General features: G+C 45.7%; 22 protein-coding genes and 1 pseudogene. 10 read left to right on the top strand and 13 right to left on the bottom strand.

The features are described 5' to 3' along the window. Nucleotides 1-122 precede the first annotated feature (122 nt). The gene (locus tag BLR84_RS21365) at nucleotides 123-884 is read left to right on the top strand and encodes a CHAD domain-containing protein (RefSeq protein WP_176852121.1); all 762 of its coding nucleotides are present in this window, start codon (nucleotides 123-125) and stop codon (nucleotides 882-884) included. Between the two features lie 75 nt (nucleotides 885-959). Here BLR84_RS21365 and BLR84_RS21360 read toward each other — a convergent pair whose 3' ends face one another. After that, the gene (locus tag BLR84_RS21360) at nucleotides 960-2,414 is read right to left on the bottom strand and encodes an MBL fold metallo-hydrolase RNA specificity domain-containing protein (protein WP_090472196.1); all 1,455 of its coding nucleotides are present in this window, start codon (nucleotides 2,412-2,414) and stop codon (nucleotides 960-962) included. A gap of 158 nt (nucleotides 2,415-2,572) precedes the next feature. On the opposite strand from BLR84_RS21360, the gene BLR84_RS21355 reads away from it, so the two are divergent. Both BLR84_RS21355 and BLR84_RS21350 read left to right on the top strand, forming a co-directional pair. Continuing rightward, a complete protein-coding gene (locus tag BLR84_RS21355) occupies nucleotides 2,573-2,992 on the top strand; it encodes an Hsp20/alpha crystallin family protein (protein WP_090472194.1) in 420 nt (139 codons plus the stop codon). A 55-nt stretch (nucleotides 2,993-3,047) separates the two neighbouring features. After that, on the top strand, nucleotides 3,048-3,443 hold the full coding sequence (locus BLR84_RS21350; RefSeq protein WP_143013964.1) for a hypothetical protein: 396 nt from the start codon (nucleotides 3,048-3,050) through the stop codon (nucleotides 3,441-3,443). A gap of 13 nt (nucleotides 3,444-3,456) precedes the next feature. Here BLR84_RS21350 and BLR84_RS21345 read toward each other — a convergent pair whose 3' ends face one another. Continuing rightward, nucleotides 3,457-4,113 carry a BON domain-containing protein gene (locus BLR84_RS21345; RefSeq protein ID WP_090472188.1) on the bottom strand — a complete coding sequence of 219 codons (657 nt, stop codon included), beginning with the start codon at nucleotides 4,111-4,113 and terminating at the stop codon, nucleotides 3,457-3,459. A gap of 227 nt (nucleotides 4,114-4,340) precedes the next feature. Between BLR84_RS21345 and BLR84_RS21340 the strand changes: the two genes are divergently transcribed. The 4 genes from BLR84_RS21340 (at nucleotide 4,341) to BLR84_RS21325 (ending at nucleotide 10,824) form a co-directional block, all read left to right on the top strand. Continuing rightward, nucleotides 4,341-5,225, top strand: a complete 885-nt coding sequence (locus BLR84_RS21340; RefSeq protein ID WP_090472186.1) for a universal stress protein — start codon at nucleotides 4,341-4,343, stop codon at nucleotides 5,223-5,225. Between the two features lie 48 nt (nucleotides 5,226-5,273). Further along, the gene (locus BLR84_RS21335) at nucleotides 5,274-6,281 is read left to right on the top strand and encodes a zinc-dependent alcohol dehydrogenase family protein (RefSeq protein ID WP_218128416.1); all 1,008 of its coding nucleotides are present in this window, start codon (nucleotides 5,274-5,276) and stop codon (nucleotides 6,279-6,281) included. Between the two features lie 78 nt (nucleotides 6,282-6,359). After that, on the top strand, nucleotides 6,360-8,909 hold the full coding sequence (locus tag BLR84_RS21330; RefSeq protein WP_255367009.1) for a cation-translocating P-type ATPase: 2,550 nt from the start codon (nucleotides 6,360-6,362) through the stop codon (nucleotides 8,907-8,909). Between the two features lie 430 nt (nucleotides 8,910-9,339). Next, nucleotides 9,340-10,824 carry a L,D-transpeptidase scaffold domain-containing protein gene (locus BLR84_RS21325; RefSeq protein WP_090472184.1) on the top strand — a complete coding sequence of 495 codons (1,485 nt, stop codon included), beginning with the start codon at nucleotides 9,340-9,342 and terminating at the stop codon, nucleotides 10,822-10,824. A gap of 204 nt (nucleotides 10,825-11,028) precedes the next feature. Here the strand turns inward: BLR84_RS21325 and BLR84_RS21320 are convergent, their stop codons facing one another. From BLR84_RS21320 to ppsA, 7 genes are all read right to left on the bottom strand, one after another. Beyond that, a complete protein-coding gene (locus tag BLR84_RS21320) occupies nucleotides 11,029-11,793 on the bottom strand; it encodes an SDR family NAD(P)-dependent oxidoreductase (protein ID WP_090472182.1) in 765 nt (254 codons plus the stop codon). 432 nt (nucleotides 11,794-12,225) lie between these two features. Continuing rightward, the gene (locus BLR84_RS21310) at nucleotides 12,226-13,818 is read right to left on the bottom strand and encodes an oleate hydratase (RefSeq protein WP_090472177.1); all 1,593 of its coding nucleotides are present in this window, start codon (nucleotides 13,816-13,818) and stop codon (nucleotides 12,226-12,228) included. A gap of 15 nt (nucleotides 13,819-13,833) precedes the next feature. Then, entirely contained in the window at nucleotides 13,834-14,814 is a 981-nt protein-coding gene (locus BLR84_RS21305; protein WP_090472175.1) for an MlaD family protein, read from the bottom strand. A gap of 6 nt (nucleotides 14,815-14,820) precedes the next feature. Next, a complete protein-coding gene (locus BLR84_RS21300) occupies nucleotides 14,821-15,600 on the bottom strand; it encodes an ABC transporter ATP-binding protein (RefSeq protein WP_255367008.1) in 780 nt (259 codons plus the stop codon). Nucleotides 15,601-15,606: 6 nt separating this feature from the next. Beyond that, nucleotides 15,607-16,401, bottom strand: a complete 795-nt coding sequence (locus BLR84_RS21295) for an MlaE family ABC transporter permease (protein ID WP_218128414.1) — start codon at nucleotides 16,399-16,401, stop codon at nucleotides 15,607-15,609. 210 nt (nucleotides 16,402-16,611) lie between these two features. Further along, on the bottom strand, nucleotides 16,612-17,217 hold the full coding sequence (locus BLR84_RS21290; RefSeq protein ID WP_090472171.1) for an HdeD family acid-resistance protein: 606 nt from the start codon (nucleotides 17,215-17,217) through the stop codon (nucleotides 16,612-16,614). 63 nt (nucleotides 17,218-17,280) lie between these two features. Then, nucleotides 17,281-19,719 (bottom strand): phosphoenolpyruvate synthase, encoded by a 2,439-nt coding sequence (gene ppsA, locus BLR84_RS21285; RefSeq protein ID WP_090472169.1) that lies wholly within the window; start codon nucleotides 19,717-19,719, stop codon nucleotides 17,281-17,283. A gap of 265 nt (nucleotides 19,720-19,984) precedes the next feature. Between ppsA and BLR84_RS21280 the strand changes: the two genes are divergently transcribed. Continuing rightward, nucleotides 19,985-20,365 carry a hypothetical protein gene (locus tag BLR84_RS21280; RefSeq protein ID WP_090472167.1) on the top strand — a complete coding sequence of 127 codons (381 nt, stop codon included), beginning with the start codon at nucleotides 19,985-19,987 and terminating at the stop codon, nucleotides 20,363-20,365. A gap of 158 nt (nucleotides 20,366-20,523) precedes the next feature. Here BLR84_RS21280 and BLR84_RS21275 read toward each other — a convergent pair whose 3' ends face one another. Beyond that, nucleotides 20,524-21,390: a universal stress protein gene (locus tag BLR84_RS21275; protein ID WP_176852120.1), complete on the bottom strand. Its 867-nt coding sequence runs from the start codon at nucleotides 21,388-21,390 to the stop codon at nucleotides 20,524-20,526. Nucleotides 21,391-21,532: 142 nt separating this feature from the next. Continuing rightward, the gene (locus BLR84_RS21270; protein WP_090472164.1) at nucleotides 21,533-21,907 is read right to left on the bottom strand and encodes a response regulator; all 375 of its coding nucleotides are present in this window, start codon (nucleotides 21,905-21,907) and stop codon (nucleotides 21,533-21,535) included. 293 nt (nucleotides 21,908-22,200) lie between these two features. Here BLR84_RS21270 and BLR84_RS21265 point away from each other — a divergent pair, with 293 nt between their 5' ends. Then, a complete protein-coding gene (locus BLR84_RS21265; protein WP_090472162.1) occupies nucleotides 22,201-22,974 on the top strand; it encodes a patatin-like phospholipase family protein in 774 nt (257 codons plus the stop codon). 80 nt (nucleotides 22,975-23,054) lie between these two features. On the opposite strand, the gene BLR84_RS21260 is transcribed toward BLR84_RS21265, so the two are convergent. Then, nucleotides 23,055-23,726 carry a BON domain-containing protein gene (locus tag BLR84_RS21260; RefSeq protein ID WP_090472160.1) on the bottom strand — a complete coding sequence of 224 codons (672 nt, stop codon included), beginning with the start codon at nucleotides 23,724-23,726 and terminating at the stop codon, nucleotides 23,055-23,057. Between the two features lie 237 nt (nucleotides 23,727-23,963). Between BLR84_RS21260 and BLR84_RS30610 the strand changes: the two are divergent. Then, nucleotides 23,964-24,248 (top strand): annotated as a pseudogene (locus BLR84_RS30610) (RNA recognition motif domain-containing protein); the annotation flags it as partial. A gap of 16 nt (nucleotides 24,249-24,264) precedes the next feature. Here BLR84_RS30610 and BLR84_RS21250 read toward each other — a convergent pair. Next, nucleotides 24,265-25,515 carry an NRAMP family divalent metal transporter gene (locus BLR84_RS21250; protein ID WP_255367007.1) on the bottom strand — a complete coding sequence of 417 codons (1,251 nt, stop codon included), beginning with the start codon at nucleotides 25,513-25,515 and terminating at the stop codon, nucleotides 24,265-24,267. Nucleotides 25,516-25,800 lie beyond the last annotated feature (285 nt).

The raw sequence follows: 25,800 nt of genomic DNA, 5'->3' as shown, positions 1-25,800 counted from the left end.
GACGACCATCACTTAATTAGATGACCTGAGCAGCGTACCGGCGTGACCATGCTCATCGAATGTTATTTATTTGTCAGGTAGTTTTATCAAAACAATCTGGTGTAAAAGACTATTTTGATCATATGAAAAGGAAGAAAGGTGTTCATTATTTTGAAAACGAGTGGAAGCGCATGAAGGCTCATCTTAAATCCTATTTAAAGAAAAGGGAACAGGAAGATCTCCACCGGTTCCGCGTCCAGGTTAAAAAACTGGGCGCTTTTTTTATCTTATCCGACAGGCTGTCACCCCATCCCCATATGAACAAAAAGTTCAAACCAGTTAAAAAGATCTTTAAACGGGCCGGAGAGCTGCGAAATACCTTTATTCAACTGAAATTAACTAACAGATCCAAAACCAATAAAAGAATATATCCGGATCTTCAGACAGAAAAAGCCGTGAGGAAATTCAGGGAGAATAGCGGCAAATATTTAAAAAAGATCAAAAATGCACACCGGAAACTAAAAAGAAATATAAGATCCATCAAACAAATAGCTGTATACCGATTTTATCAAAACCAAGTCCGGGAAATTGCGGGATTATTGTCACCACTTCAGTTTAACGAAAAATTACATGAGTGCCGAAAACGGATTAAAGTGCTGCTATACAATTATCAACCGGTTCTGGCGACGCCTGGCATCGTGTTGAATGAAGATTACCTGGACCGCCTACAGGAAGCGATCGGCAACTGGCACGATTACCAATTGTCCATACCCCCTCTGCCTGGAGGTCATACAGCAGGTGAGACTACAGCGGATGTCGTGAATGAGCTACAGCTGACACTTAAAGAAAACATTATCGATCTAAGCCAGGATTTTTATCACCGGGCAACCACTGCAGCAGTCTGAATTATTCACACGTAATGATCAGATCCGGAGCATGTGTCTGTTTCCCTCAATTTAGCCATTCTGCATCTATTGGGTTCAACTCCTGTCCGCTTCACTCCATTGACTTTGCGCTTTCAATTGGTTCTGATCTATCGGAAATAGTAATTGGGGAATGCCCTCTTTCATAATCGTTACGGGAACCTTAAGTTCATCCTTTACCTTGATACGGAGCGCCTCCTGTGCGCTGGGTTCACCGTGAACGAGAAAGACTGCCTCAGGCGCCGGTATGAATCCCTTTATCCATGTTAGCAGTTCGCCCTGATCAGCATGGGCCGATAAACCACCTATCTCCAAAATCCGTGCTTTGACGGCGTAATATTGTCCATGGATCTTGATTTCCGGCGCCTGATTAAGCAGCGCCCTCCCGCGGGTACCTTCGGCCTGGTAACCGATCATCAGGATAGTGTTTCTTTTATCTCCAAGGTAATGTTTAAGATATTCCAGTACCCTGCCACCGGTAAGCATTCCGCTGGCGGCAAGTACGATCTTGCTCCCCAGCTGACGGATGATCTTTTCCGTATGATGATAATCCGGATTGACAGTCACTCCGCTGAACATACGTACGGCATCCGCTGACGAAAGGGTTACCCAGTCCGGGTATTTTAACAGGGACCGGCCCGCCGACGCGGCCATCGGACTGTCCAGGAAAACCGGAATATCCTGAGGTATACTTTTGCTGTTTTTCAGCCGGTATAGAATATGCATCACATCCTGCGCGCGGCCCACGGCAAAGCAGGGAATCAGCAAATTCCCGCGCTGAAAAATCGTATCCCTGATAGCCCGGGCGAATGCTTCTGCGGGATCCGCCTCCCCATGCAAACGATCCCCATAGGTGGATTCCATGACCACATAATCAGCTTTAACAGGATGAACAGGCGAGGCAAGCAGTTCAGAATGATACCGACCGATGTCACCGGAAAAAACGATAATTTTCCCATAACAATTGATTTCCACGGAACATGCCCCCAAAATATGTCCGGCGGGAGAAAACCGGAATCCGATCTCATCATTCAGACGGAATGTATGCCCCGGCTCCAGTGTGACAAATTGTTGCAGTGCATGCTCTACGTCCGTTGTCGTATATAACGGCTCAGCGGGTTGGTGCTTACTATAACCATGTCTGTTGGCTTTATCGGCATCCTCCTCCTGCAATTTTGCACTGTCCCTCAAGATCAGCTCCGTCAGGTCACGAGTGGGCGGACTCATATAAATCTTACCCTGGTACCCGTTTTTGACAAACAAAGGAATATATCCGCAATGGTCAAGGTGCGCGTGGGTAAGGATCATCACGTCGACGGTTGAAAGTGCAGCGGGCGGCTTTTCCCAGTTTCTTTCCCGGAGAGATTTGATGCCCTGAAATAAACCACAATCCACCAGGATATTCAGGTCAGGTGTTTGCAGCAAATGTTTTGAACCGGTAACCGTTCCTGCGGCCCCAAAAGACTGTAAGTAAACAGCTGGGGTACGGGGCGTTTCATTTTCATTGTTCATGATTGGTGGGCTTTAATAGTCTGTTTATATTATCCCGTAAAATTAGTTTGCCGACAAAGCCGTAATACTGATGAGGATCACATTAGGAACTGATCCGGATCATAGCAATTCATCATGAATAACAGGAAATTTGGCCTATAAACATTAAACAAATTATTATGTCAACTTTAGCAAAAACTAACGGCTCCACCTCATTGAAGTCCATGATGGAAGATTTTTGGAACACCGACGGATCCATCGACAAACATTTTCTTTCCGATGAGCATTTACCTGCGATTAATATCAAAGAAAAGGAAGATACTTTTGAACTGGAAGTAGCGGCACCTGGCTTTAAAAAAGACGATTTCAGGATTTCTACTGAAAACGGTCTGATGACGATCAGCGCGGAAACCAGCAGAGAGAAAAAAGAGGAAAACGAAAGCTATACCCGCAGGGAGTTCTCCAAAACGGCTTTTACGCGCACGTTCAAGCTACCGGAAAATGTCCAGGAAGAAAAGATCAAAGCCTCATACAAACATGGTTTACTGGCTATCGATCTTAAAAAACAAATCATGTTCCACCAGCTAAAAACGAGGTAAAAATTGACTGATCCGAAATCTCCGGATAATTATTCAAATCCATTTCAATAATTACATGATGTCAGACCTTACCAAGCAATATCTTGATACCCAACGCCGGGTGGCCGACCTCGAGTTTTATAAAATTGAAACTGCTTTCCTGCTCCGTTTGCTGGATGATTATTTCATCCGCCTGTCGGCACCACCATACCTGGCTAAACTCAAACGGGCAGGAAAGCAATTTTACCAATTAGAAACAGATCTGCAGGAAACGGGCAGACAGCTTAACCAGCGGCTCAAACGTTACCAAATGATCGTCATGGGAATTCTCCCCGAGGATCAAGTCTTATTGGGCACTGCTGCCCGGTTTGATGAGCCCAACGACAGACTGGCAAAAGATTACCACACCACTAAAACGGATCTTTTCCTGCTGATAGCAAAGATAAGGGGTATTCCTACCCCTTTGCGGTAATATCCCTTTTCATTCAATCGTAATCTATGACGATCTGGTCGTCTACGGTGGATACTCCAGGCGCAGACCATGCCACATGTGCAGCTTCTGTTCTCTCGTTCCAGGAATGGACCCGGCCTTTCAATATGACCTGATCACCGCGTATTTCGATCTGAATTCCTGATGCTTCCAGGTTCGCCCTACGTTGCAGCGCCTTAGCGATCCCCTCTTTGATGAGCAATGCGTCAGGCTGAGGTTTTACAGAGATCCTGTCAGTTACCTGCTTAATACCTTTCTGGCAGCAAATGGCATTACAGACCTCTTCTTTTTGATAGGCCCAGTCTACATCCCCGTCCAGGCAAACCTTACTATTTTCCACCTTCACCCGTATCCGGTCCTTGGGTACGGTGGTATGCCATTTCAGGACATTTAATACATTTTGGGTGATCAACCCATCGGGCAGTTGATTGCCGGGGGACAGCATCACTTCCAAATTTGTATTAACGGCTTTCACACCCCTGACCCGGCGGGCCACTTTCCCGGCGATCATTTTCCCGGCTAAGGAACATACATGGCCATTTAGTGTAACCACCCCCTGATCAACACGCACTTCGATTCCGGTTGAATCAACCATGGGTTCCCATTGCAGTTCGTCGATGATGTCCCGCTGAATTTCTTTATCTGTTTTCATAATCCTATTGATTTAATGATCGGCCTGACAAAATTGCACGCGTCTGTACCCTGAAAAAATGATCACGCTCAGTTCATGAGCTGATGCTGATCAAACCGGTATAAACAATGGTATAAACCACAGTTAGCTTTTGTGCCCGATATCACCTATCCGGGTGACCGGAAGCATTTATCCGGCGGGAAAAAAGATCAAACTTTGTATAGGATAAAACTTTAAAACCACCCTATATGAAAACGATATTAGTTCCCACCGACTTCTCTGCGCCAGCAAATAATGCAGCGCGTTACGCCCTGCACCTGGCCAAAAGCATGAAAACTGGTATCAGGTTATGCAGTGCGATTTCAGTCCCTGCGGAGGCCCCGATGGCGCCACAAATCGCTTGGCCGCTGGAAGATTATACCTCCATTAAAAGCTTTGTGACAGAACAACTGGAGCTATCCGTAGAAAAGCTGGAACGAAAACTGGATGAACAGGCGGAGGGCCTTCCACCTGCTTACCAGCCTGCTATTGGTTACAGCAGCGAGGTTGGTTCGGTAACTGAAGTGATCAGAAACACAATGGACGAACAGAAAATGTCCCTGGTCGTGATGGGTATGTCGGGCGCGGGCGGCCTCAGCCGTTTTTTTCTGGGCAGCAACAGCCGTGACCTGGTCGAAAAAGCCAGTTTCCCCGTCTTGCTTATTCCGGGAGATTTTACCTACCAACCTATTAAAAAGATCGCCTTTGCTACCGATTTAAGCAAGGGGGATATTGAAGTAATTCATTCCCTGGCAGGCATGGCGCGCTATTTTAACGCGGAGATCCTCGTTAGTCATATTACTGATGAAAAATATGAAAACCACACTGAACAACGGGAGATCGATGATTTCCTGACTGAAGTATCGGATAAAGTCAATTACCCCCAAATTTATTACCGCCATGTCAAAAGCATTGATGTGGATCGCGGCCTGACCTGGCTTTATGAGCACAGCCAGATTGACATGCTGGCCATGGTCCACCGCCCCCATCAGTTCCTTTCGAAACTGATCCAGGGCAGTCATACGCAGCGGCTGGCCAAACATATTACCATTCCATTGCTGGTATTTCCGCCAGACTGCTGTGCGGTTATTTGATTGCTACGAAGTGTAAACATCATTTAAGATAAAATTAATTGGCGTAAAATGAAAGTTCCCGGTTACATGCAGGCCATGGTATTTGAAAAAGCAGGGCAGCCGCTTATCCTTAAACGGGTACCGGTTCCAAAGCCTGGTGAGGGTCAGGTATTATTGAAGATCGTCGCCTGTGGTATTTGCAGGACGGACCTGCATATTTTGGATGGTGAACTTGACCAGCCTAAACTTCCGCTGATCCCCGGCCATGAGATTATTGCCGAGGTAGCGGGATTGGGAAAAGGGCTGAAACATCCGGCGTTAAAAACAATCGTCGGTGTCCCCTGGCTGGGTTATACCTGCGGGAATTGCCGGTACTGTAAAGAGGGTAAGGAAAATCTCTGTGATCATGCGCTGTTTACCGGTTATACGATTGATGGCGGTTATGCAGAGTACGCCCTGGCTGATGCACGATATTGTTTCCCTATTGGCGTTAATTATGATAACGCTTCAGCTGCGCCCTTACTCTGTGCCGGGCTGATCGGCTTTCGTTCCTATCGGATGATCGCCCCCTCTGCGATCAATATAGGAATTTACGGTTTTGGCGCCGCGGCGCATATTATCATTCAAATAGCCAGGGCGCAAGGAAAAAGAGTTTTTGCCTTTACCCGTGACGGCGATGAAGCCGCACAGCAATTTGCCAAGCAATCAGGAGCCGTTTGGGCCGGCAACAGTACTGAAGCGCCTCCTGAACTATTAGATGCCGCTATGATATTTGCATCTGTTGGTGAACTGATCCCTGCGGCTTTAAAACAACTGGTAAAGGCTGGACAGGTTATTTGCGGAGGTATTCACATGACCGAGATCCCCGCCTTTTCCTATGACCTCATTTGGGGGGAAAGGATAATCCAATCGGTGGCGAACCTGACCCGTCAGGATGGCCTGGATTTCTTCAATATATTGAAAACAATTCCTGTCCATACGCAGACAACTGTATTCCCGCTTGCCCGGGCCAATGAAGCTATTGAAAAATTAAGGAAGGGTCAGATCAGCGGAGCAGCAGTTTTAACGATGGTCTAAAACCGTTTATATAAAGCCTACCTGTTAAATATAAACATAGGCTTTTTATCATTCAATCCTTTAAATGATGTCCGATCGATGCTTAAAAAACAAATGATGGAAACTCCCCCTATTACGATCCGTTCCGGATCACTAATCGCAAAAATGGCCGCCATCAGCGGATTGAACGATGCGCAGGTAACCGAAGCCCGAAAACAATTCGGTATTAACCGCATGGTTTATAAAAAAGCTAATCGCTTCTTTGATGCGCTCAAAAGCCTGTCCAAAGAGCCTATGGTCCTCCTGCTGCTGGCAACCTCAGCGATTTATTTTGTCAGCGGCAATGCCGGCGATGGATTTTTCCTGGCGGCTGCGATCATACTGGTTTCTGCTATTTCCCTGTACCAGGACTCCCGGAGCCGTAACGCGCTGGAACAGCTCAGGAACTATACGCAAGCCAGTTGCAGGGTTATCCGGAACAGTAAAACAGTAAGTATAAAGGCAGAGGAATTGGTCGTCGGGGACAGCCTGGTTGTCGAAGAAGGTGTAGCCATTATGGCCGATGCCACTATCATTCAGTCAAACGATTTCTCCGTGAATGAATCCATTCTTACCGGGGAATCACTACCCGTTTATAAAGATCCAGGACAAAGTGACCATTTTATTTACCGGGGCACCACAGTGACCAGCGGACTGGCCATTGCTACGGTAACAGCTATTGCCCACGAAACAAGCCTGGGAAGAATCGGCAAAAGTTTAGAATCCATACCAGACGAGCAGACACCACTTGAATTACAGATCGGAAGTTTTGTCAAAAAGATGGTGATTGCCGGTGTTGTCATATTCCTGATTGTCTGGGCCATCAATTATTATCGTTCGGCCCTCATTCTGGATAGCCTAATGAAGGGGCTTACGCTGGCGATGAGTATTTTACCGGAAGAGATACCGGTGGCTTTTACCACTTTTATGGCCATCGGTGCCTGGCGTTTGATGAAAATGGGGATCGTGGTCAAACAAATGAAAACCGTGGAGACCCTCGGCAGCGCTACGGTGATCTGCACAGACAAAACAGGAACGATCACTGAAAACAGGATGAGCCTGGCTGGTGTCTTCACTTTGAGATCAAACCGCATTACAGACGATGTAGCTTTTTTTGACACAAATGAACGGGAACTTATCAGGATGGCCATGTGGGCGAGTGAACCTGTGCCTTTTGACCCGATGGAGGTCGCTCTCCATCATACTTACGCGCAACTATTTCCGACTGATGAAAGGCCATTTTATCATATGATCCATGAATACCCGCTGGGCGGCAAACCGCCTATGATGACCCATATTTTCGCTGATGGTTCCGGACACCGGGTCATTGCCGCGAAGGGGGCTCCGGAGGCCATCATGCGTTTATGTGTACTAAGCGACGAGGAGCGCCGACATACCCTGGCAGCCATGGCCGCACTCGCTGATGACGGCTACCGGGTTTTAGGCGTTGGGGAAGCCATTTTCGGCGATCATGAGTTCCCGGACAGCCAGCAGGAATTCAGATTTACCTTTCAAGGGATCGTTGCTTTCTATGACCCTCCAAAGGCAAACATTACGGAGGTGCTGAAAACATTCTATAAAGCAGGATTAACGGTTAAGATCATTACCGGCGATAACGCGGCAACAACCACATCCATCGCCAGACAGATCGGATTCAGGGGATATGATCAATGTATAGACGGCGCGGTGTTAATGACGCAAAACGATGAGGAGTTCCGGAAAACAGTTCTCCGAATCAATGTATTTACACGCATGTTCCCGGAGGCGAAGCTGAGGGTGGTTCAGGCCCTGAAGACTGACAACCAGATTGTAGCTATGACCGGAGATGGCGTAAATGACGGGCCCGCGTTAAAAGCCGCGCATATTGGCATTGCGATGGGCAAAAAAGGAACAGAGATCGCCAAACAAGCGGCGTCACTCATCCTTGTAGAGGATGACCTGTCAAAAATGACTGATGCGATAGCCATGGGCAGAAGGATATATGCCAATCTAAAAAAGGCCATCCAGTACATCATATCCATCCACATCCCTATTATCCTCACCGTTTTTATTCCCCTGTTCCTCGGCTGGGTATATCCCAATATTTTTTCACCCGTACATATCATTTTTCTCGAACTGATCATGGGGCCTACCTGTTCCATTGTTTATGAAAATGAACCTATGGAAAAGAATACCATGATGCAGCAACCCAGGGCATTCACCCAAACCTTTTTTAACGGTAAGGAACTCTTTACAAGTGTCATTCAGGGATTGGCCATCACGGCCGGTACTTTAGGTATTTACCAGTTTGCGGTATCCCGGCATTTCAATGAAAATACTACGCGCACCATGGTGTTCAGTACACTGATCGCTGCCAATATTTTGCTCACCCTGGTAAACCGTTCCTTTTATTATTCCCTGTTCACCACCATTAAATACAGGAATAACCTGGTGCCTGTTGTGCTTGGCATCACGATCGTGATTTCCGGATCATTATTTTATATCCATCCCCTGTCAACGTTTTTTGGATTTGAATCGTTAAGCCCTGCCCAGTTATCCGTCAGTTCGGTAGTAGGTATACTATCGGTGATCTGGGTTGAGTTATTGAAACGGGGATCAGACCAGCCTTAGCGTCGAAGACAACTTAGGAGGATAACCCAACCGTGATAAATTCGACCGGTATTCATTTCTATGCTGTTCAAAATAGCATCAGCCTGGCAAAATAGAAAAAAAACAACCTTCAATAAAATGATGAAGATCAATCCGATGTATGATCCATTACAGGTTTCAGAAACAGTCCTTTACCGATATTTGTACTACCCGATGGATGGAATTTATTCCTGTTTCGGTAAATGAAACAGCACGCTTTGTCTTTAACGGCTAAAGTAACAGTACTGTCCATTACGGAACCGGAGATCCCGGTTCCGTTTCTTTTCCATTCAAGTTCATCAGAAGCTAATAGCGATTAAAAAGGATGCTGACTATCAACTTTAGTGATGATGATCATCATTATTTAAAGAGGTTCAAAGCGGGATATTTACAGCAATAAATATTTGTCGTTATGGAAACTCAGGATACCAAACACATCCGTTCAGGAAACAGGTTTTATGACAATTTAAGACTGTCCGCTTACCTGGTTATTTTGATTTTGCCGGTAGGCCTGCGGGCCTCAACCTCCAGCTTATACAGCCTACGCCTTTTGGCTCCCGTGGATACTCCTATAGCCGAATCCATAAAAAATCAGATAAGAAACCACAAAGAGGTTTTATATTATCCCAATTCGGTAGTACGCTGTTATCAACAGAATGGTTACCGGCTTTTGTGGGTCGCGCCGGATACTGTCCGGACACAGGCCACGGAGGCCATGCAGATGCTGGACTGTGCCCTGCAATATGGCCTTGCTTATGATGACTATCACCCCGGCGGGCTCTTAGCCGATAAGCTGCATTATCTCCGGGTCCATTTCGGACAAACAGGGAATAATCAGAAATCCCGATTTGATATCCTCCTGACAGACGCATTACTGTACATGATCAACAATATGCATTATGGTAAGCTGAATCCCGATTTTCCGTCTCATTACCTCGATACCACGGCAACAAACAGCTTTAATGCACCGCAGTTGTTGATGAGTGCGCTACGTAGTAAAGAGTTTAAACGGACTTTGGAAACAGCACAGCCCTTATCGGGCGCTTATCAGGATTTAAAGCACCAGCTTCAACTCCTCATAGGACCTTACCCAAATGGCTGCTATCAAAAACCAAAGGGAGAGATACTCAAAGTTGTCATCAACATGGAACGGTTACGCTGGATAACGCCCGAAAAAGACAACTATATCCAGGTCAACATTCCTTCCTATAGCCTGAAGTTTTATCGCGCGGGGGTTCTGGATGAATTTAAAGTGATCGTAGGAAAACCCTCCACACCAACCCCTACCCTGCAAAGCAAACTGGATTACTTTATCACTTGCCCGGAGTGGAAGGTGCCTTCAAAGATGTTTGTAGAAGAACTATTGCCTCAAGCCATTAAGAATATACAATATTTGGAAGAAAATCAGTATGTCATCTATGATCCGCAGGGAAACTATGTCGCACCAACAATGGCCAGGTTACTGGAAATCCAGCAACACCCGCAGTCGTTTTACGCACGGCAATCCGTGGGTTGCGATAACGTGCTGGGCTTATTGGTTTTCCGTTTTTCGAATGTGTATGATATTTATCTGCACGATACCCCTTTCCGGGAATTATTTCGACAAACAGAGCGGGACCTTGGGGATCAATGTATCCGGGTTGAACACCCAGAACAGCTTGCCGCTTTGATCCTGGAAAATGATCAAAGCTCAAATAAAGTAAGTGCCTTACAACAGGCTATAACATCTTATCGAAAAAAGCAGTTTAATTTGCGACAACCGATACCATTACAAATAACCTATCTTACCTGTGAAGTAAAAGATGGCAGGCTGATCAATTATACAGATATTTACGCGATGGATCAAAATCTGGGGATGGCGCTTTATCATATTAACGAGGTTTTATCCCGAAAATAAGAGGTCTCCGATGATTCAGTACAAGGAGATGAATGTAAAGTTATTAGTTCGCCGGTCATCCGGGAGCTGCAGCAATGGAGACCAACATAAAACCAAGCTGAGGCCGGATATAAGAACGGCGGCATTATCTGAGCGGATATGGTTAAACCCGGCTGGAATCATTAATCATTATATCTTTGGATAAGAGGGCTATTCCATTATAGGCTAATAAGCCGTCCAGCCACCGTCTGCTGTGATCACCGTACCGTTAACAAAGTAAGATTTTTCAGAAGCCAGGAATAAGGCCAGTTCCGCGATAACATCCGGGTTGGCGGAATGGGGCATATTTCCGGTACCGGCGTTCATCCTTTCAAAACCGAAGGGGTCATTTTCCTTGCCATAAAGGATGTTTGTATTAATGCCTCCGGGAGCAATAGCATTACATCTGATTCCCTTCTCAGCGTATTGGTATCCGATATTTCGCGTCAGCCCGATCAAACCATGTTTGGACGCCGTGTACGCGCAGCCGGCACGTCCGCCATATAAGCCACCGATAGAGGCAATATTGATAATGGTACCTGAGCCTTGTTTTAAAAACAGCTGCACGGCAGTTCTGCAGGTATAGAACGGGCCATTCAGATTGACACCGATTACCCTTTCCCATAGTTCGCTGCTGACTTCGGCAACTGGCGTAAAATTGTCCATAATCCCGGCATTATTGACGAGGATGTCCAGCTTATCATATGTCTGTAAGGTAAAGTTCATTAACAGGCTGACATCTTCCTCCCTGGAAATATCAGCGGTAAAGCAGGTCGCCTGCCCTCCCTTTTTTTGGATTGCATCGGCTACCGCTTCAATGTTCTGCTGGCGGTTATCAGCAAGTATGATACTGGCGCCCGCTTGGGCAAAGGCCATGGCAATGGATTTACCTATACCCGAACCGGCTCCTGTTACAATAGCTACTTTCGACGTTAATGTTTTCGTATTCATAATTGTTTATTGGTTAGTGATCAACAGCCGTCAAGGCGATATCCAAAAATCCAGAATATCAACTGTGAAAAAAATGGCTGCCGTTACACAATAAGATGATAAACATCTTGTAAAACAAGGCAATATACAGTTAAACCCTGATCAGGATCATTTCCATTCTGTGTCCTTATCTCCATCTTTATCAGGGCATTAACAGGAGTAAAACCCATAAAACACAAAACGATGGTAAAAGATAAAACCTGGATCAGCGGATTAACTGCCATGATCATCATTACAATCATCATCGTGATCATGATCATTTCCGCGCGTAAATTGTACGGATAACAATTGTTTTCCATGGCGTTGGAACGAAGAATTAGCTGGCGATAAGATCGCCTGAAACAAAGAATGCAGGCCCAGGGCCTGCATTCTTCTATTGATGATCAGTAAGATTTACGTAAGCATGGTTTTCATGGCATCAAACAAAACTTCAGCATGATGCCCGCCGTGGTACATGGGCACCGGCTCCTTATCAAGCTTAAGCAGCTTGTATACTGCCGTCTGGGCTGTTCTTACCGAGTACTCGACGGTAAATACCGTATCATCCGGCACTTCGGCAAATTGCCCGATAAAAGCCAGGTTTACCGAGTCATCGGGAAGCACTTCCGGACGGTCACCTTTAGACCTTGTCAGGAATTCACTGGTGATATAAGGCAGCATGCATGGAATACAGTTGCAGGTGTTGATGATCTGCTCTTTGGCATGGTCAAACCGCAAATGAGAAAGCAATTCGGTCATGATCTCCGCCCCGCTGCAATCCGCCATTTTTTTTGGAACAAAGTTACCGACCTGGTCCGGGTACAGACCGTATCCCCAAAACACGGTCACCTCCTCAGGCTGACCAATAAAATGCGGCTGATAAGCCAATACAATAGACATCAGCCAAGTGGAATCTTTAAAAGTGACCAGCGCACCGGTACCCGCGGGATTACCGGAAAACCCTTCCATCAGGTCAAAGAACTGCGTACCCTGACAGGTCACGGTGAAAGACTCCCATTTAGACTCATCCACCCGGTTGTCAAATACAAAGGGACGGCCGAATTCTGAGCTATGCTGGGCGATTTGTTCCCACAATCTCCAGCTGCTATCTTCTTTATCGGTAATCAATTTGGGCGGCGAATGCATGGTGCCTAAACTGGAATCTGCCGTCATCGAGCCAATGGTCACCAGCACGAGATCCCGCGAGGTTATACTGATTTCCAGTTCCTGTTGATTTTGGATATAATGTATGCGTTCAACGGCTTTTTTTTCATCCTCATCCCGGAAATCAAGACCGGTTACCTGAACACCCATTTCAAACCTGACACCTCGTTTTTTCAACCATCGGATCAATGGTTTAGCCATGGAATCAAACTGGTTATAAGGCGTACGATCTATACCCGCGAGCGTATTGATCCGACTGAACTCATGCAGGAACCGGCGGAGATATCGTTTAAACTCCACAGCACTGTGCCAGGGCTGAAATGCAAACATGGTATCCCACATGAACCAGAAATTGGTTTTAAAAAAAGCGGGCTCGAACCATTCGTCAATGCGCCGGGCACCCAGATAACCTTCGGTTACGGCCATCATTTCCATCAGGTCCAGGCGGTCCTTGTTACTGAATCCCATAGAAGACACATCGATGATGCGGCCGCCTTCGACTACACGGGCACCGGCATGTGTTTTAATCTTTTTATTAAACGCTTTAATTTCTTCCAGAACGGTCACATCCGGATCCGTCAGGGAAGGTATAAAAGAGAACAGGTCATAGGTGCAGTGATAACTGAAGTTAAGCATTCTCCCACCGCGCAGTACATACCCGTTTTCAGGTGTTCCGCCGCCGTCCAGACTGCCCCCCGCGATGTTCATTTCTTCGAAGATCGTGATCTGATCCGCCGGGATTTCTCCGTCACGTATAAAATATGCTGCAGCAGCGAGCGAGGCTATACCACCACCCACCAGGTAAACCTGAGGATGTTTTCCTATACCATTTGTATTTTTCATCTGTTAAAATTTTAATTATTGTTTCTTATTTTTCTGCTTTTCAAGATTTTTAAAATAGCCCCGTAGCAGGAAGTTATGTTTCAGTGCTTCCATATTCTGGTTAAACCCGGCAGTTCCATCCTGGATATTTTTCATGGTTGATCTCAGCTGGCCGGCCACCACGGAGTCTTTGAGCAATACATACATGGAGCCGTTTTTCGAAGACAGGTCCTGATTGACACTATTGATCAGGGTATTCAAACGAATGGTCGCCTGGTTGGCATTATCACTAACCATCCTGACGTTCTGCATCGCGTTATTCAAATTTCCGGCAAAGGCCGTATCCGTCAGCAAAAGTCCAGCCGCGCCTTTTCCTCCTCTGATACCTTTCACCATAAGATCCAGGTTTGCGGCCATATCCCGCGCATCTGCTGTTGCCTGGTGCATGTTTGCCAAAGAAGACCGGAGACCAGAGCCAAGCTCCTGATCATTCAGCACCTCAAATATTTTGCTCTGGTTAATGCGGGTCACTGTATTTTTTAATTCTTCCGAGATCAATGCAATATTATTGTTGGTCTTATCAAGCGTCTGCAGCATGGCATCTGTATTTACAGCTTTCCTGGTTTTCAGGTAATCGCCCTTGTTGATGACCAGCCCCTTACCCGTCCCGGGTTGAATATTGATGATCTTGTTACCCATCAGGCCTTCGGTTCCAATCGTTGCAATGGCATCCTGATGTATAAATGCACTCACTTTAGGGTCGATCGATAATGTCACCTCGATCGCAGTGTCGTTAAGCAATTCGACATTTTTTACGGTACCGGCCTGGATCCCGGAATACAGTACATTATTCCCGGCTATTAATCCGTTCAGATTAGAAAAGCGCACTTTCACTTCAAAATCACCTCCAAACAGGTTGTGATTTTTCCCGATCATATAAAAGGAAAAGATGAGCACCACCAGCCCTGCCAATGTAAATAAGCCCAATTTTATATTATTTTCTCCTTGGTTTGTCATCGTGTTTTACTCAAAAAACTGTTTAATATTTTCATCAGCGGCTTCTTCCAATTCCCGGTAGGTGCCTTCAGCATAACACTTTCCGTCAAGCAGTAAAACCACCCGGTCTGCTGTATTTTTAACGCAGTTCATGTCGTGCGATATAATGATGGAAGCGGTGTGGTATTTTTTCTGGAGAGCTATAATGAGATTATCGATCTCCCTGGCGGTTACGGGATCCAGCCCCGTTGTTGGCTCATCATACAGGATGATCTCCGGTTTGAGGATCAGGGTGCGGGCCAACGCGATCCTTTTCAGCATGCCACCGGAAAGTTCCGCAGGCATCATATCTGCCGTATGTGGCAGGCTTACATTTCCCAGGGCTTCTTTCACCAAGGCATCTACTTCTGTCTGCGGCAGCTTGATCCACTGTCTCCGTAGAGAGAACTCCAGATTTTCCCTGACCGTCATGGAATCATAAAGCGCATTTCCCTGGAAAAGAAATCCAATTTTTGTACGGATCTTATCCAGGTCTTCATGGTCTAATTCAGGTACATTTTTACCCAGCACCCGAATTGTTCCGCTATCTGGTTTTAATAGCCCGATGACGCATTTGATCAGGACTGATTTCCCTGCGCCCGATTTACCGAGCACTACCACGTTTTCATTCCGGTATACTTTGAGGTTAAAATCATTCAGCACGACATTTTCCCCAAATCTTTTACAGAGATGCTCAATCTCGATGACCGTTTCCCGATCTTCTGGTATCTTTTTTTCCGACATTGATGATCCGGTTGAAATTTCCATAACCCATTAATTTAGTCCAAGAACATCAGTGAGCTGCACAGCCAGCAGGTCAATGATAAATATCAGTACGGAAGCCAGCACAACGGCTGTATTGGCCGAAGTTCCCACACCACGGGTCCCCTTACTGGAATTATAACCCTTGTAACATCCGACAATACCAACTGCAAATCCGAAAAAGAAGGTTTTGATGACAGCCGGTGCAAGGTCACCAAAGCTCAGGCTATCAAACACCTGTGTAAAAAACAGGCGAACACTCGTTACCGATCGGATATTGACCCCGACATAAGCGCCAAACAGGGAGATCGCATCACTTAGTATAGTTAGTATGGGCAACATTAAAGTTGCGGCCAATACCCTTGTGGCTACCAAATACTTAAAGGGATTGGTACCGCTTACTTCCATGGCATCAATCTGTTCAGTTACCTTCATGGAGCCTAACTCAGCGCCGATACTGCTGCCGATCTTGCCGGCAAAGATCAAAGCGGTAATCACCGGGCCGATCTCGCGGACAATGGCAATACCCACCATCACCGGCAGCTCAGATTCTACGCCATAGCTAACCAGGGAGGGCCTTAACTGCATGGTCAGCACAAGTCCCATAATAAACCCCGTCAGGCCGATTAATGGCAGGGATTGGTAACCAATGAAATAACATTGGGCCAGCAGCTCCTTTACCTCAAAACGGGGTTTCAATCCTGTAGAAAAAAAACGCCCTGTAAACCTGGTTACCTGACCGGTTTCCTTAATGAACTCCGGTATCCTGGCCATCAAGGTTAAATGAATTTTATCTTTGCTATTCATGTTATGCCGGTGTCTGAATTTTAGTTAAAAGTACAAGCCCGGCTTCTGGCGGCGAATGATGAGCATCATATCTGTTTATGACTTCCATCATGAAGTCTGTATGCCTCTTTTATTAGGGTAAAAACAGGTCATCAAAAAAGCTCCGGTCAACGACTATCTACTAGTCGTTAACCGGAGCTCAAATAACCGGCATACTCCTGATTAAGGTCTCTATACTATCGCTCCCGATTTTTCTCTGCGGTGATGTCCTGAAAGTTCATCCTTAATTCTCTTTATCTTCAAGGATAGCCAGATCCGGAAGACACCGGCAAGCAGGAAAGCCATCCCGGTCCATAGGATCAGATTTTCTATACCGAAAGCCGGATAGGCCAGTACGAGCATGGCAAAAACAATAATGGACACGGCTGTAAATAAAAGCCATTTCCAGTCCCGAAAGCCATAAGAGCGCATATCCAGTGCATTGGCAACCGCCATGATTCCCCGGAAAAGTATCCAGACACCCACGATCAAGGGTAGGATGATCATCGTGATCAGCGGATAGCGCCACAAATAACCACCGATAAACAAATCGACCAGTCCACCGGCAAACGCCCATCCCCAGCCGTCAACTGATTTATAGTTAATTAACGAGAAAGTGACCTCAAATGCACCAGTCACCATCATACAAAAGGCAAATGCCCAACTGAGTGAAAGATAGGATTCAAAAGGAGATGCAATGACCCAGACCCCCATGCCAATCAGGAGAAGTCCGGCAAATAATATCAGCCACCAACGGTTGATCATGTTACGTACGATATTAAAAGGTAAAGTTTCCATTTTGTAATGATGTTAGTGTAATTTCAGGTGTCAGAAGAGATTTTTTTGGTTATGCCCGATGGGCTAATGGATCCCGTTTAAATTTTTAATCTTAATGAAGTGGTTTCCAGTTTTTGACAATTTAGCTGACGGGGAAAGTGCATCGTTTATATTGTTAATGCCGTTGATAAGCGCGTCCGGGTTGAATGAAATACTGTCAATGCCCGAGTTTACGATCATTTTAGTAAATTCTTTGGAATCACTTGGCGCCTGCCCGCAAAGCCCAACCTTCCGTTGCAATTGATTGGCTTTTTGAATCATCAATATGATCATTTTTTTGCTGGCCGCATTTTGCTCATCAAATAAGTCCGCGATCACAGCAGAATCCCTGTCGATGCCCAGTGTTAATTGTGTAAGGTCATTGGACCCGATGGAAAACCCGTCAAAAACCGCGGCGAACTCCTCGGCTAATAAAACATTACTGGGTATTTCTGCCATTACAAAGATCTCCAGTTCGTTAACGCCCTTTGTCAGTCCATGTTTCTGCATCTCGGCCAGTACCTTTTTACCCTCTTCAACGGTCCGGCAAAAAGGGATCATCAGTTTGACATTGGTGAAGCCCATATCATCCCTGAGCCTTTTCATGGTCTCACATTCCAGACGAAAACCCTCCCGGTAACGTTCATGGGTATAACGGGAAGCTCCCCTGAACCCGATCATGGGGTTTTCCTCCTCCGGTTCAAAGTATTTACCGCCGATCAAACCGGCGTATTCATTGGTCTTAAAGTCGCTCATCCTCACGATAACTTCTTTCGGATAAAAAGCCGCAGCTATGGTTGCCACGCCCTGCGCCAACCGGTCAACAAAATAATCGGTCTTATCTGTATACCCGGCGGTCAGATGTTCAATCTTTAACCGGTCCGTTTCGTCAGTAACCCGGTCAAAATTGACCAGTGCCATCGGGTGTATCTGAACGGCATGCGAAATGATAAATTCCAACCGCATCAGCCCGACACCATGATTAGGATAAAAAGACAGCTGGAATGCCTGATCCGGATCACCCACGATCAGCTGCGCTTTGGGGTGTTCGGGCAGGCGAATTTTCCCTATGTCTGTTATCGTTTCCTTCCAGTCCAATTTACCCCGATAAACGGTACCGGTCTTACCCTCGGCACAGCAAAGGGTGATCTCTTCACCGTCTTTGATATTCACTGTTGCATTTTCAGTGCCCAGAATAGCTACTGCACCCAGTTCCCTGGCGATAATGGCCGCATGGCTGGTCCTGCCGCCTTTATTGGTGACGATCCCCGCCACTTTTTTGAGAATAGGGTCCCAATCCGGACTGGTGGTGTCCGTGACAAGGATATCACCGGGATTCAATTTAAAAGCATCATCGGGAGAGCTTAACAAGCGCGCAAATCCGCTGGTGATCTGGTGCCCGACAGCAGCTCCCGTTGTGAGTGCTTCTCCCCTTTCGGTAATATGGCAGGTTTTGATCTGTAATTCTTTCTTCCGGCTGTGCACCGTTTCGGGCCTGGCCTGTATGATATAAAGCTGATTGTTCTCCCCGTCTTTGGCCCATTCAAAGTCCATTGGTTTCTGGTAGTGATCCTCGATGATCAGCGCCCAGCGGGCCAGCTGTTCAATTTCGGCATCTTCCAGCACGAATTTCCCCCTCAGTTCCCATGGGGTATCCTGATTGGTTGTTGTACGATGTTCGTTGCCGTCCTGTGCATAAACCAGCATTTTACTTTTGCTGCCTAATTTTTTCTGTATAATCGCTTTCTTGTTTTTTTTCAAAGTGGGCTTAAATACCATAAACTCATCGGGAACAACGGCACCCTGTACCATATTTTCACCGAGGCCCCAAACACCGGCCAGGTGCACCACATCACGAAAACCGGACTCCGGTTCCAGGGTGAAACCCACGCCTGAGCAGCCCAGGTCTGAACGGACCATGAGCTGAATACCCACAGCGAGGAATACTTTAGCATGATCAAAGCCTTTGTCTTCCCGGTATTTAATGGCACGATCGGTGTACAGGGATGCGAAACATCGTTTTACGGCATAGATGACTGCCCAATGTCCCTGAATATTTAAATAGGATTCATGTTGACCAGCAAAACTGGCATCCGGGAGGTCCTCGGCGGTGGCGCTGCTACGTACGGCTACTGACGGATCCGAAAAACGAAATATGTAGTCATAAGCGTCGATAATGGCCATCTGGAGATCCTGGGGCATCTCCACTTCCATGATCAATTTCCTGGCTTTGGTTCCAACACGGGAAAGATTGCTAAAATTATCCCGGTCGAGCTCCTGAAGTATATCCTGCAGGTGCTGTTCCAGTTCATTACACTTTATAAAATACCGGTAAGCCGCGGCAGTGACCGTAAAGCCGTCCGGGACCCGCACACCCATGGACACCAAATGCGTAAACATTTCTCCGATGGAAGCATTTTTGCCGCCAACCTCCGCGATATCCCGTAAACCGGTTTCACTGAATTTTTTAATAAAAGATTCCATAATGAATTGCTATAAATGGTTAGAAAGAAGAAGGCTTACCTGCATATAAAGTACAACAGCCTGATCATTTTTTTTAATACGGAGCTAATTTCCCTTTAAAGCCCTGTTTAAATAATGACCGGGGTCAACACCAAAGCTGATCCTGCTCATTCTACAGAAACGCCCGTTTATCTCCATTTATTTACCTTTGTATCCTGAGACAGCATCACCTCAAAAAATGCCGACGGTCATTTTTTCGGAGAGAAAAGCTGCCTATCCTTGATCTATGAAACAGATCAGTATAAAACATTTGAATTTCGCGCACAACGCGTGGTTAAGGGGCCTCGGATTCTATGAACTTGAGTTGGGTTTCCTGCAGGAAAGACTGGAAGAAATTGCGGCAGACAATACGGGTAAAGCCGTATCCGAAAAAGTGGAACATTTCCAGAACCAGTTCATCATCCATCGTGATTACCTGGATGGCTTGAAACACCGTATTCACGAGAACATGAAAGTTCTTCAATATGAACTGGCCGGATCAGATGGTCATGTTGACCGGGATGCTGTGGCCATTTATAACCAGTTGGCTGAGGACTATTTCATGGAAGATCAGCTTTTCATGGCATTGCGACATGAATTCAACGGGTTTGCTGCCGAATGGATGTAAATGCAAAGCTCTTCGTTGTGACAAGTCACATCCCGAGTACAAGCCAGGTTCCTTACAAGAAACCCGGCTTTTTCATTAAATCTCTTTAAAAAAAATGCCGGGTCCATAAAAAAGCCGCGGGAATTAAATTTTCCGCGGCTTTCACGATATATTGTATTTTACCTGTCTTCCATACCTGCCGGGATCATCATCACCGGTATTTGCTGGTGTTTTAACTGATCACGGGTATGACTCCCTTTAAATATCCTGTTCAAAAAACTATGCTGATCATGCACCAGGACAAGCAGGTCAGAACCGTTCTCTTCACAATGGCGGTTCAGGCGGGCGGGCAATTCCTTGCCGGAGATATTCTGATACGATATATCAGGGTACCGGTATCTTTTCACGCGATTGGAAAATTTATTTCTCATTTCTATTTCACGGGCGTCATCATGGCCCCAAAGAGATACATGCAGGATTTCCAGGTGAAAATTTAAAAGGCGACCGAGTTTGGTGAGGTAATGCACCGCATGCAGATCGCCCTCATCAAAGTCGCAGGCAATCGTAACCTTTTTTATCTTTTTAAGATCAGTGCTTTCGGGAATAATCAAAACCGGCCGGTTCGTTTGATCGATCACCGTACTGGTATCACTGCCGATCAACAGATGTTCCATGGTTGTGCCGGAGCGTGCACCCATAATAATGAGTTCGATATCCCTTCTTTCCAGCAGGAACTTCAGTTGATACTCCAAGCTTCCCTCTTCCCGCTGGCTACTGATGCTTGGCCGGTGTGCTCCACGCGGGATCTCCGTAGCCAGTTTCTCCAGGTTCTCCTTCAGATAAGTAATTTTGCCCTTGCTTTCGTCCACCCAGATCATCTGCTCCACAGCATAAGGTGTTCCGCCAAACTCGGACAGAACGGGTTGGCTGATAAAAGTGTTGAACAATAAAATATTCGCATTCAGCTTCGCGCACAATGGAACGGCTGCAGCAGCAGCATGATCCGAATTATCTGTATAGTCGGTTAGTACAAGGATCTTTTTCATAATAAAAATTGGTTTAAACGTTAAGCCTTTGTTTTTCCTCATTACGCGAGGTTGTCAGACAAATATGACCAATACGTTGTTTCCCGGCGATGACTGTCGTCATGTCGAAATTTGATTTACAGCATATTTTTAGTGAAATAAGTTAGCGTGGAAATCCCAGAACCTTCTCTATGATCAGGAACAGATCTTTATCGTCATAAGGTTTGACCAGATAATTACAATAACCGATGGATAACGCCTTTTCCATATGTGATCTTTCCGACATCGCTGAGGTGAAAATGAAGGGAATATCTCTGGTATTGTGGTCAAGGAGTAACAATTCAAAAACCTCAAATCCATCCATCCCCCGCATAACCACATCACTAATGATCAAATTAGGGTGGTGTAGTTTGGCCATACTAATCCCATCAGTACCATTATCGGCCGTAATTACCTGGTAGCCTTCCAGCTCAAGGAGTTCTGTCGTATTCTCCCTGATATCTGTATTATCTTCAATAAACAATATCGTGGTGGGCATAAACGATGAATTATTTACCTGATGATCAAACTTTTGGCATCTGAATAAAGTAAATAAAGATAAGCATATTCCAGGCGGTTGTACTACTTTGTTTAAATATAACCAAGGATGATCAGTCACGGTCCTTTGTTATTTATTGGAAATAGAGATGTCGACAATTGTCCAATGCATTGCCCGCTTTTTTCATAAGGATCACGGGCATTGCCCAGGTAGGCTACAGCCATACTTACGGGTTATATTTTGCCGCATATCGCGCATGTCTCAGATTGGTATATAAATTATTATCTTGAGCCATGCTTGGAATTGGAGTAGTATTATCCGGAGGAGGGGCTCGCGGTATCGCCCATTTAGGCGTATTACAGGGGCTTGATGAAATCGGTATCCGGCCGGATATTCTTTCCGGGGTAAGCGCCGGTGCGTTAATTGGCGCTTTATATGCGGCAGGACATTCCCCGGAACATATCCTGGAAATGGTTAAAACCCATACTTCCACCAGTCTGGTCAGGATGATCTTATCTCCCTCCGGGCTTTTTACTCCGGCCGGTCTTGGCAAATTATTAAAGGAAAGTATACCGCACGATAGCTTTGATCAATTGCAAATCCCTTTATATGTTACCGCCACAGATATCGGCAGCGGCGAATCGGTTACCTTTTCTGAAGGACAATTGTATCCGGTCCTTATTGGCTCGTCATCTGTACCGGGTCTGTTCACACCCGTTAAATTTGGCCAGCGTTACCTGGTCGATGGTGGCGTCCGGGACAATCTGCCGGTGGATTGTATCAGAGACAAGTGTCGTAAGATACTCGGCAGTCATGTAAATAAACTTTACCATGATCATCCGGAACAATTGGGAAGATTCCAGGTGCTGGAAAAAAGCTTTCACCTGGCCGTGGCCAATACAGTGGCCGCGCATGCCCTCCAGTGTGACATTTTTCTGGAACCTGAACTACAGGGCCACCAAATGTTCGACATGAGGCATGCTGATCAGCTTTTTAAAGCCGGCTATGATGCCGTTTTGAAACAAAAAGAATTGTTGAAGACCTGGGTTGACCCTAGGAAGAAGTGAACATAGACAGAATTTTATTAAACGAAAACAGGGACTGTCATTTGAAGACAATCCCTGTAAAAATTAATGCATCCGATCTCTTACATTAAGATGCCTTCTGGCTCTTCGACTGTCAGCTTGCTTTCCACACTGTAAACTCCGGGAGCGGCCCATACGGCATTTTCAGCTTCATCCTTTTCAGTTAGTGTACTTACCCGGCCGGTGAGTATTACCTTGCTGCCATTGACTGCTACGTTAACCCTTCCGGCATCGATATTGGCGTTGCGACGGAATGCCGCACTGATTTTTTGCTCCAGTTCAAACGCGGAAATCTTGGGCTCAATTTCAATCAGGTTAACAATGGAACGTACCCCGGTCAGGTTCTCAATAGCTGTTTTAGCATTGTTGCGTTGAAACGCCCATTCTACCTCTCCCTGCAGGGTCACCACGCCATTTTCAACCTTGATCTTTACCTTCTCGTCCTGTACCGCTGTATTCCATTTTAGTGCATTTAATGCAGCTTCGGCGATTTCCGCATCAGTTTTACGATAGATAGGCGATACACCCACCTGGATATCTTCGGCGACAGCTTTTACGCCACTGATTTTTTTTGCCGCATTTTCCGCAGCGATTTTTTTACTGTACGTATCTACTTGCCCTGACAGGGTTACCACACCATTTTTTACGGCTACGCCGATTTCAGCGGCATGTAAAAAAGGGAGCCATGTAATTTCATCCATTACATCTTTTTGAATTTGAATATCTGTTTTCATCACAATAAAAATTTAAAAGTTTATTAATATTTGTTGCTCAAAGGAACAGCTTATGGCATTCCGCTTCCATGACAGCCATCATTCTTTTTGCTGATCCTGGTCAAAACCGTTACAACATGATTTACTATCTTCACTTTGTATTTACATCAGGTGTTAAGATTATTTATGATTAAGTTATTTGTATCCGGCTTTCCCTTAGAAATAAAGGAATTGGAGTTAATCTAGCTTTTCAGCCCCTTTGGCGAAGTCAGCACCGTTAAGATCGTCCGGGATAAGGTTACCAGGAAATGTAAAGGATACGCATTCCTGGAAATGGGAAACCTAAGAGATGCTGAAAGAGCTGTCAGCGCTTTAAACGGGATGCCAAGTGGGGATAGGCATCTAACTGTAAACCTTACCCCCGTTGAAAAAGGAAATTCAGGCAGCGATAGCAATAGACCCGCCCTCGCCACAACTCGCTACATCAAAGTTGAAAGGCCGGATACCCCTCAAAAGAAGAAACGCCTGAGAAAGCAATTTTGACCTATTTATTACCGCGTTATTTAAATATCGTGTAAAACATTGCGATTGCTGCCGCACCCATGGCCAAAAAAGTAAACCAAAGCAGTATATTGGATAAATTGCCGTTTTTATAATCGCCCATAATCTTTTTATTACCGGATATCCTGACTATTAAAAATAAAAGAGGCACCGCGGCAACCCCGTTTAATACTGCGGCATAAACTAATGCTTTCACCGGGTCAATCCCAATAAAATTGATCAGCAGGCCGATGAGCGTAGCTACACAAATGACCAGATAAAAAGCTTTGGCACGATTCCATTTAAGATTCAAACCTGAATCCCAGGCAAAAGCCTCACAAACGGCATAAGCCGCTGAGCCCGACAAAACAGGCACCGCCAGCAAGCCCAAACCAATGATGCCGACAGAGAAAATCAGTTTAGTCAGGAATCCGGCATGGGGAAAGCTATGCACCAGTGGCTCCAGCGCCTTCGCGGCATCAGCGGCTGTTTTTACATCCGTGATACCACTTTGATGCAGGACGGTTGCACCAACAACAATAATGCTCCAAGTCGCAAATTCAGAAAACAACATCCCCGAACTGTTATCAATGCGCATATTCCTGATGGCAGCGTTGCTGATCACCGGCTTTCCATCCATCAGCTTATTATGCTCCTTTTCCTCCTCCACTTCCTGCGACGCTTCCCAAAAGAACATATAAGGTGATATCGTCGTCCCTAAAACCCCAGTAATGATGAAGAGGAAACTAAATGTAAATTCAAAATGAGGAATAAATGTTGCCTTCATCACCGTAGCCCAGGGCTGGTGTATAATGAACAAGGTTATAGGATAGGCCAATAAGGCCAGCGCGAGCCATTTCAATATCCTGGAATACGTATGGTAATTGGTAAATATCTCTAATAAAAGGATAATGATCGTAAAAAATAAGGTCAGTATCACAAAAGGGATCGGCACGAGCAGCTGTGCTGCCGATGCCATAGCACCAATATCGGCACCGATATTGATCACGTTGGCAACAAGCACCAAAGCCACAACTCCGTACAATACCGTTTTATTATAATGTAGTTTAACAACAGAGGCAATGCCCCTGCCTGTTACCATCCCGATACGCGCGCAGGCTTCCTGAACGGCGATCATAAACGGGAGCATATACAAGGCGGTCCACAATTGTCCATAACCAAACTGGGCCCCCGTTTGAGAATAGGTAGCGATACCAGACGGATCATCATCGGCAGCCCCCGTAGTAAGGCCGGGCCCCAAAATCCTCAAAAACCGGATTAATTTATTTTTAGGTCGTTTAGTAATCGGCTTTAGATTCATATGACTTCATCCGTTTTATATAAAGATACCGGATAAATGTTTTGCAAATGGTGATGCTTGTCATGAAATGAAATGCCGTCAATCAATATTAATACGAATCATAACTCTTCGCTCCTTCAAAACCACACAAAAGCCTGCAAAATAAATTTTGCAGGCTTTTGTGTATTTAAAATAGTGGTATCTGATTAGCTAAAATTCTAAGATTAAACAAAAAGGGAATATTCACTCCGCTGA

This window comes from Mucilaginibacter sp. OK268 (assembly GCF_900103125.1).
In the GTDB taxonomy this organism is placed as follows: Bacteria; Bacteroidota; Bacteroidia; order Sphingobacteriales; family Sphingobacteriaceae; genus Mucilaginibacter.
This window is presented reverse-complemented; position numbering and strand designations above follow the sequence as displayed.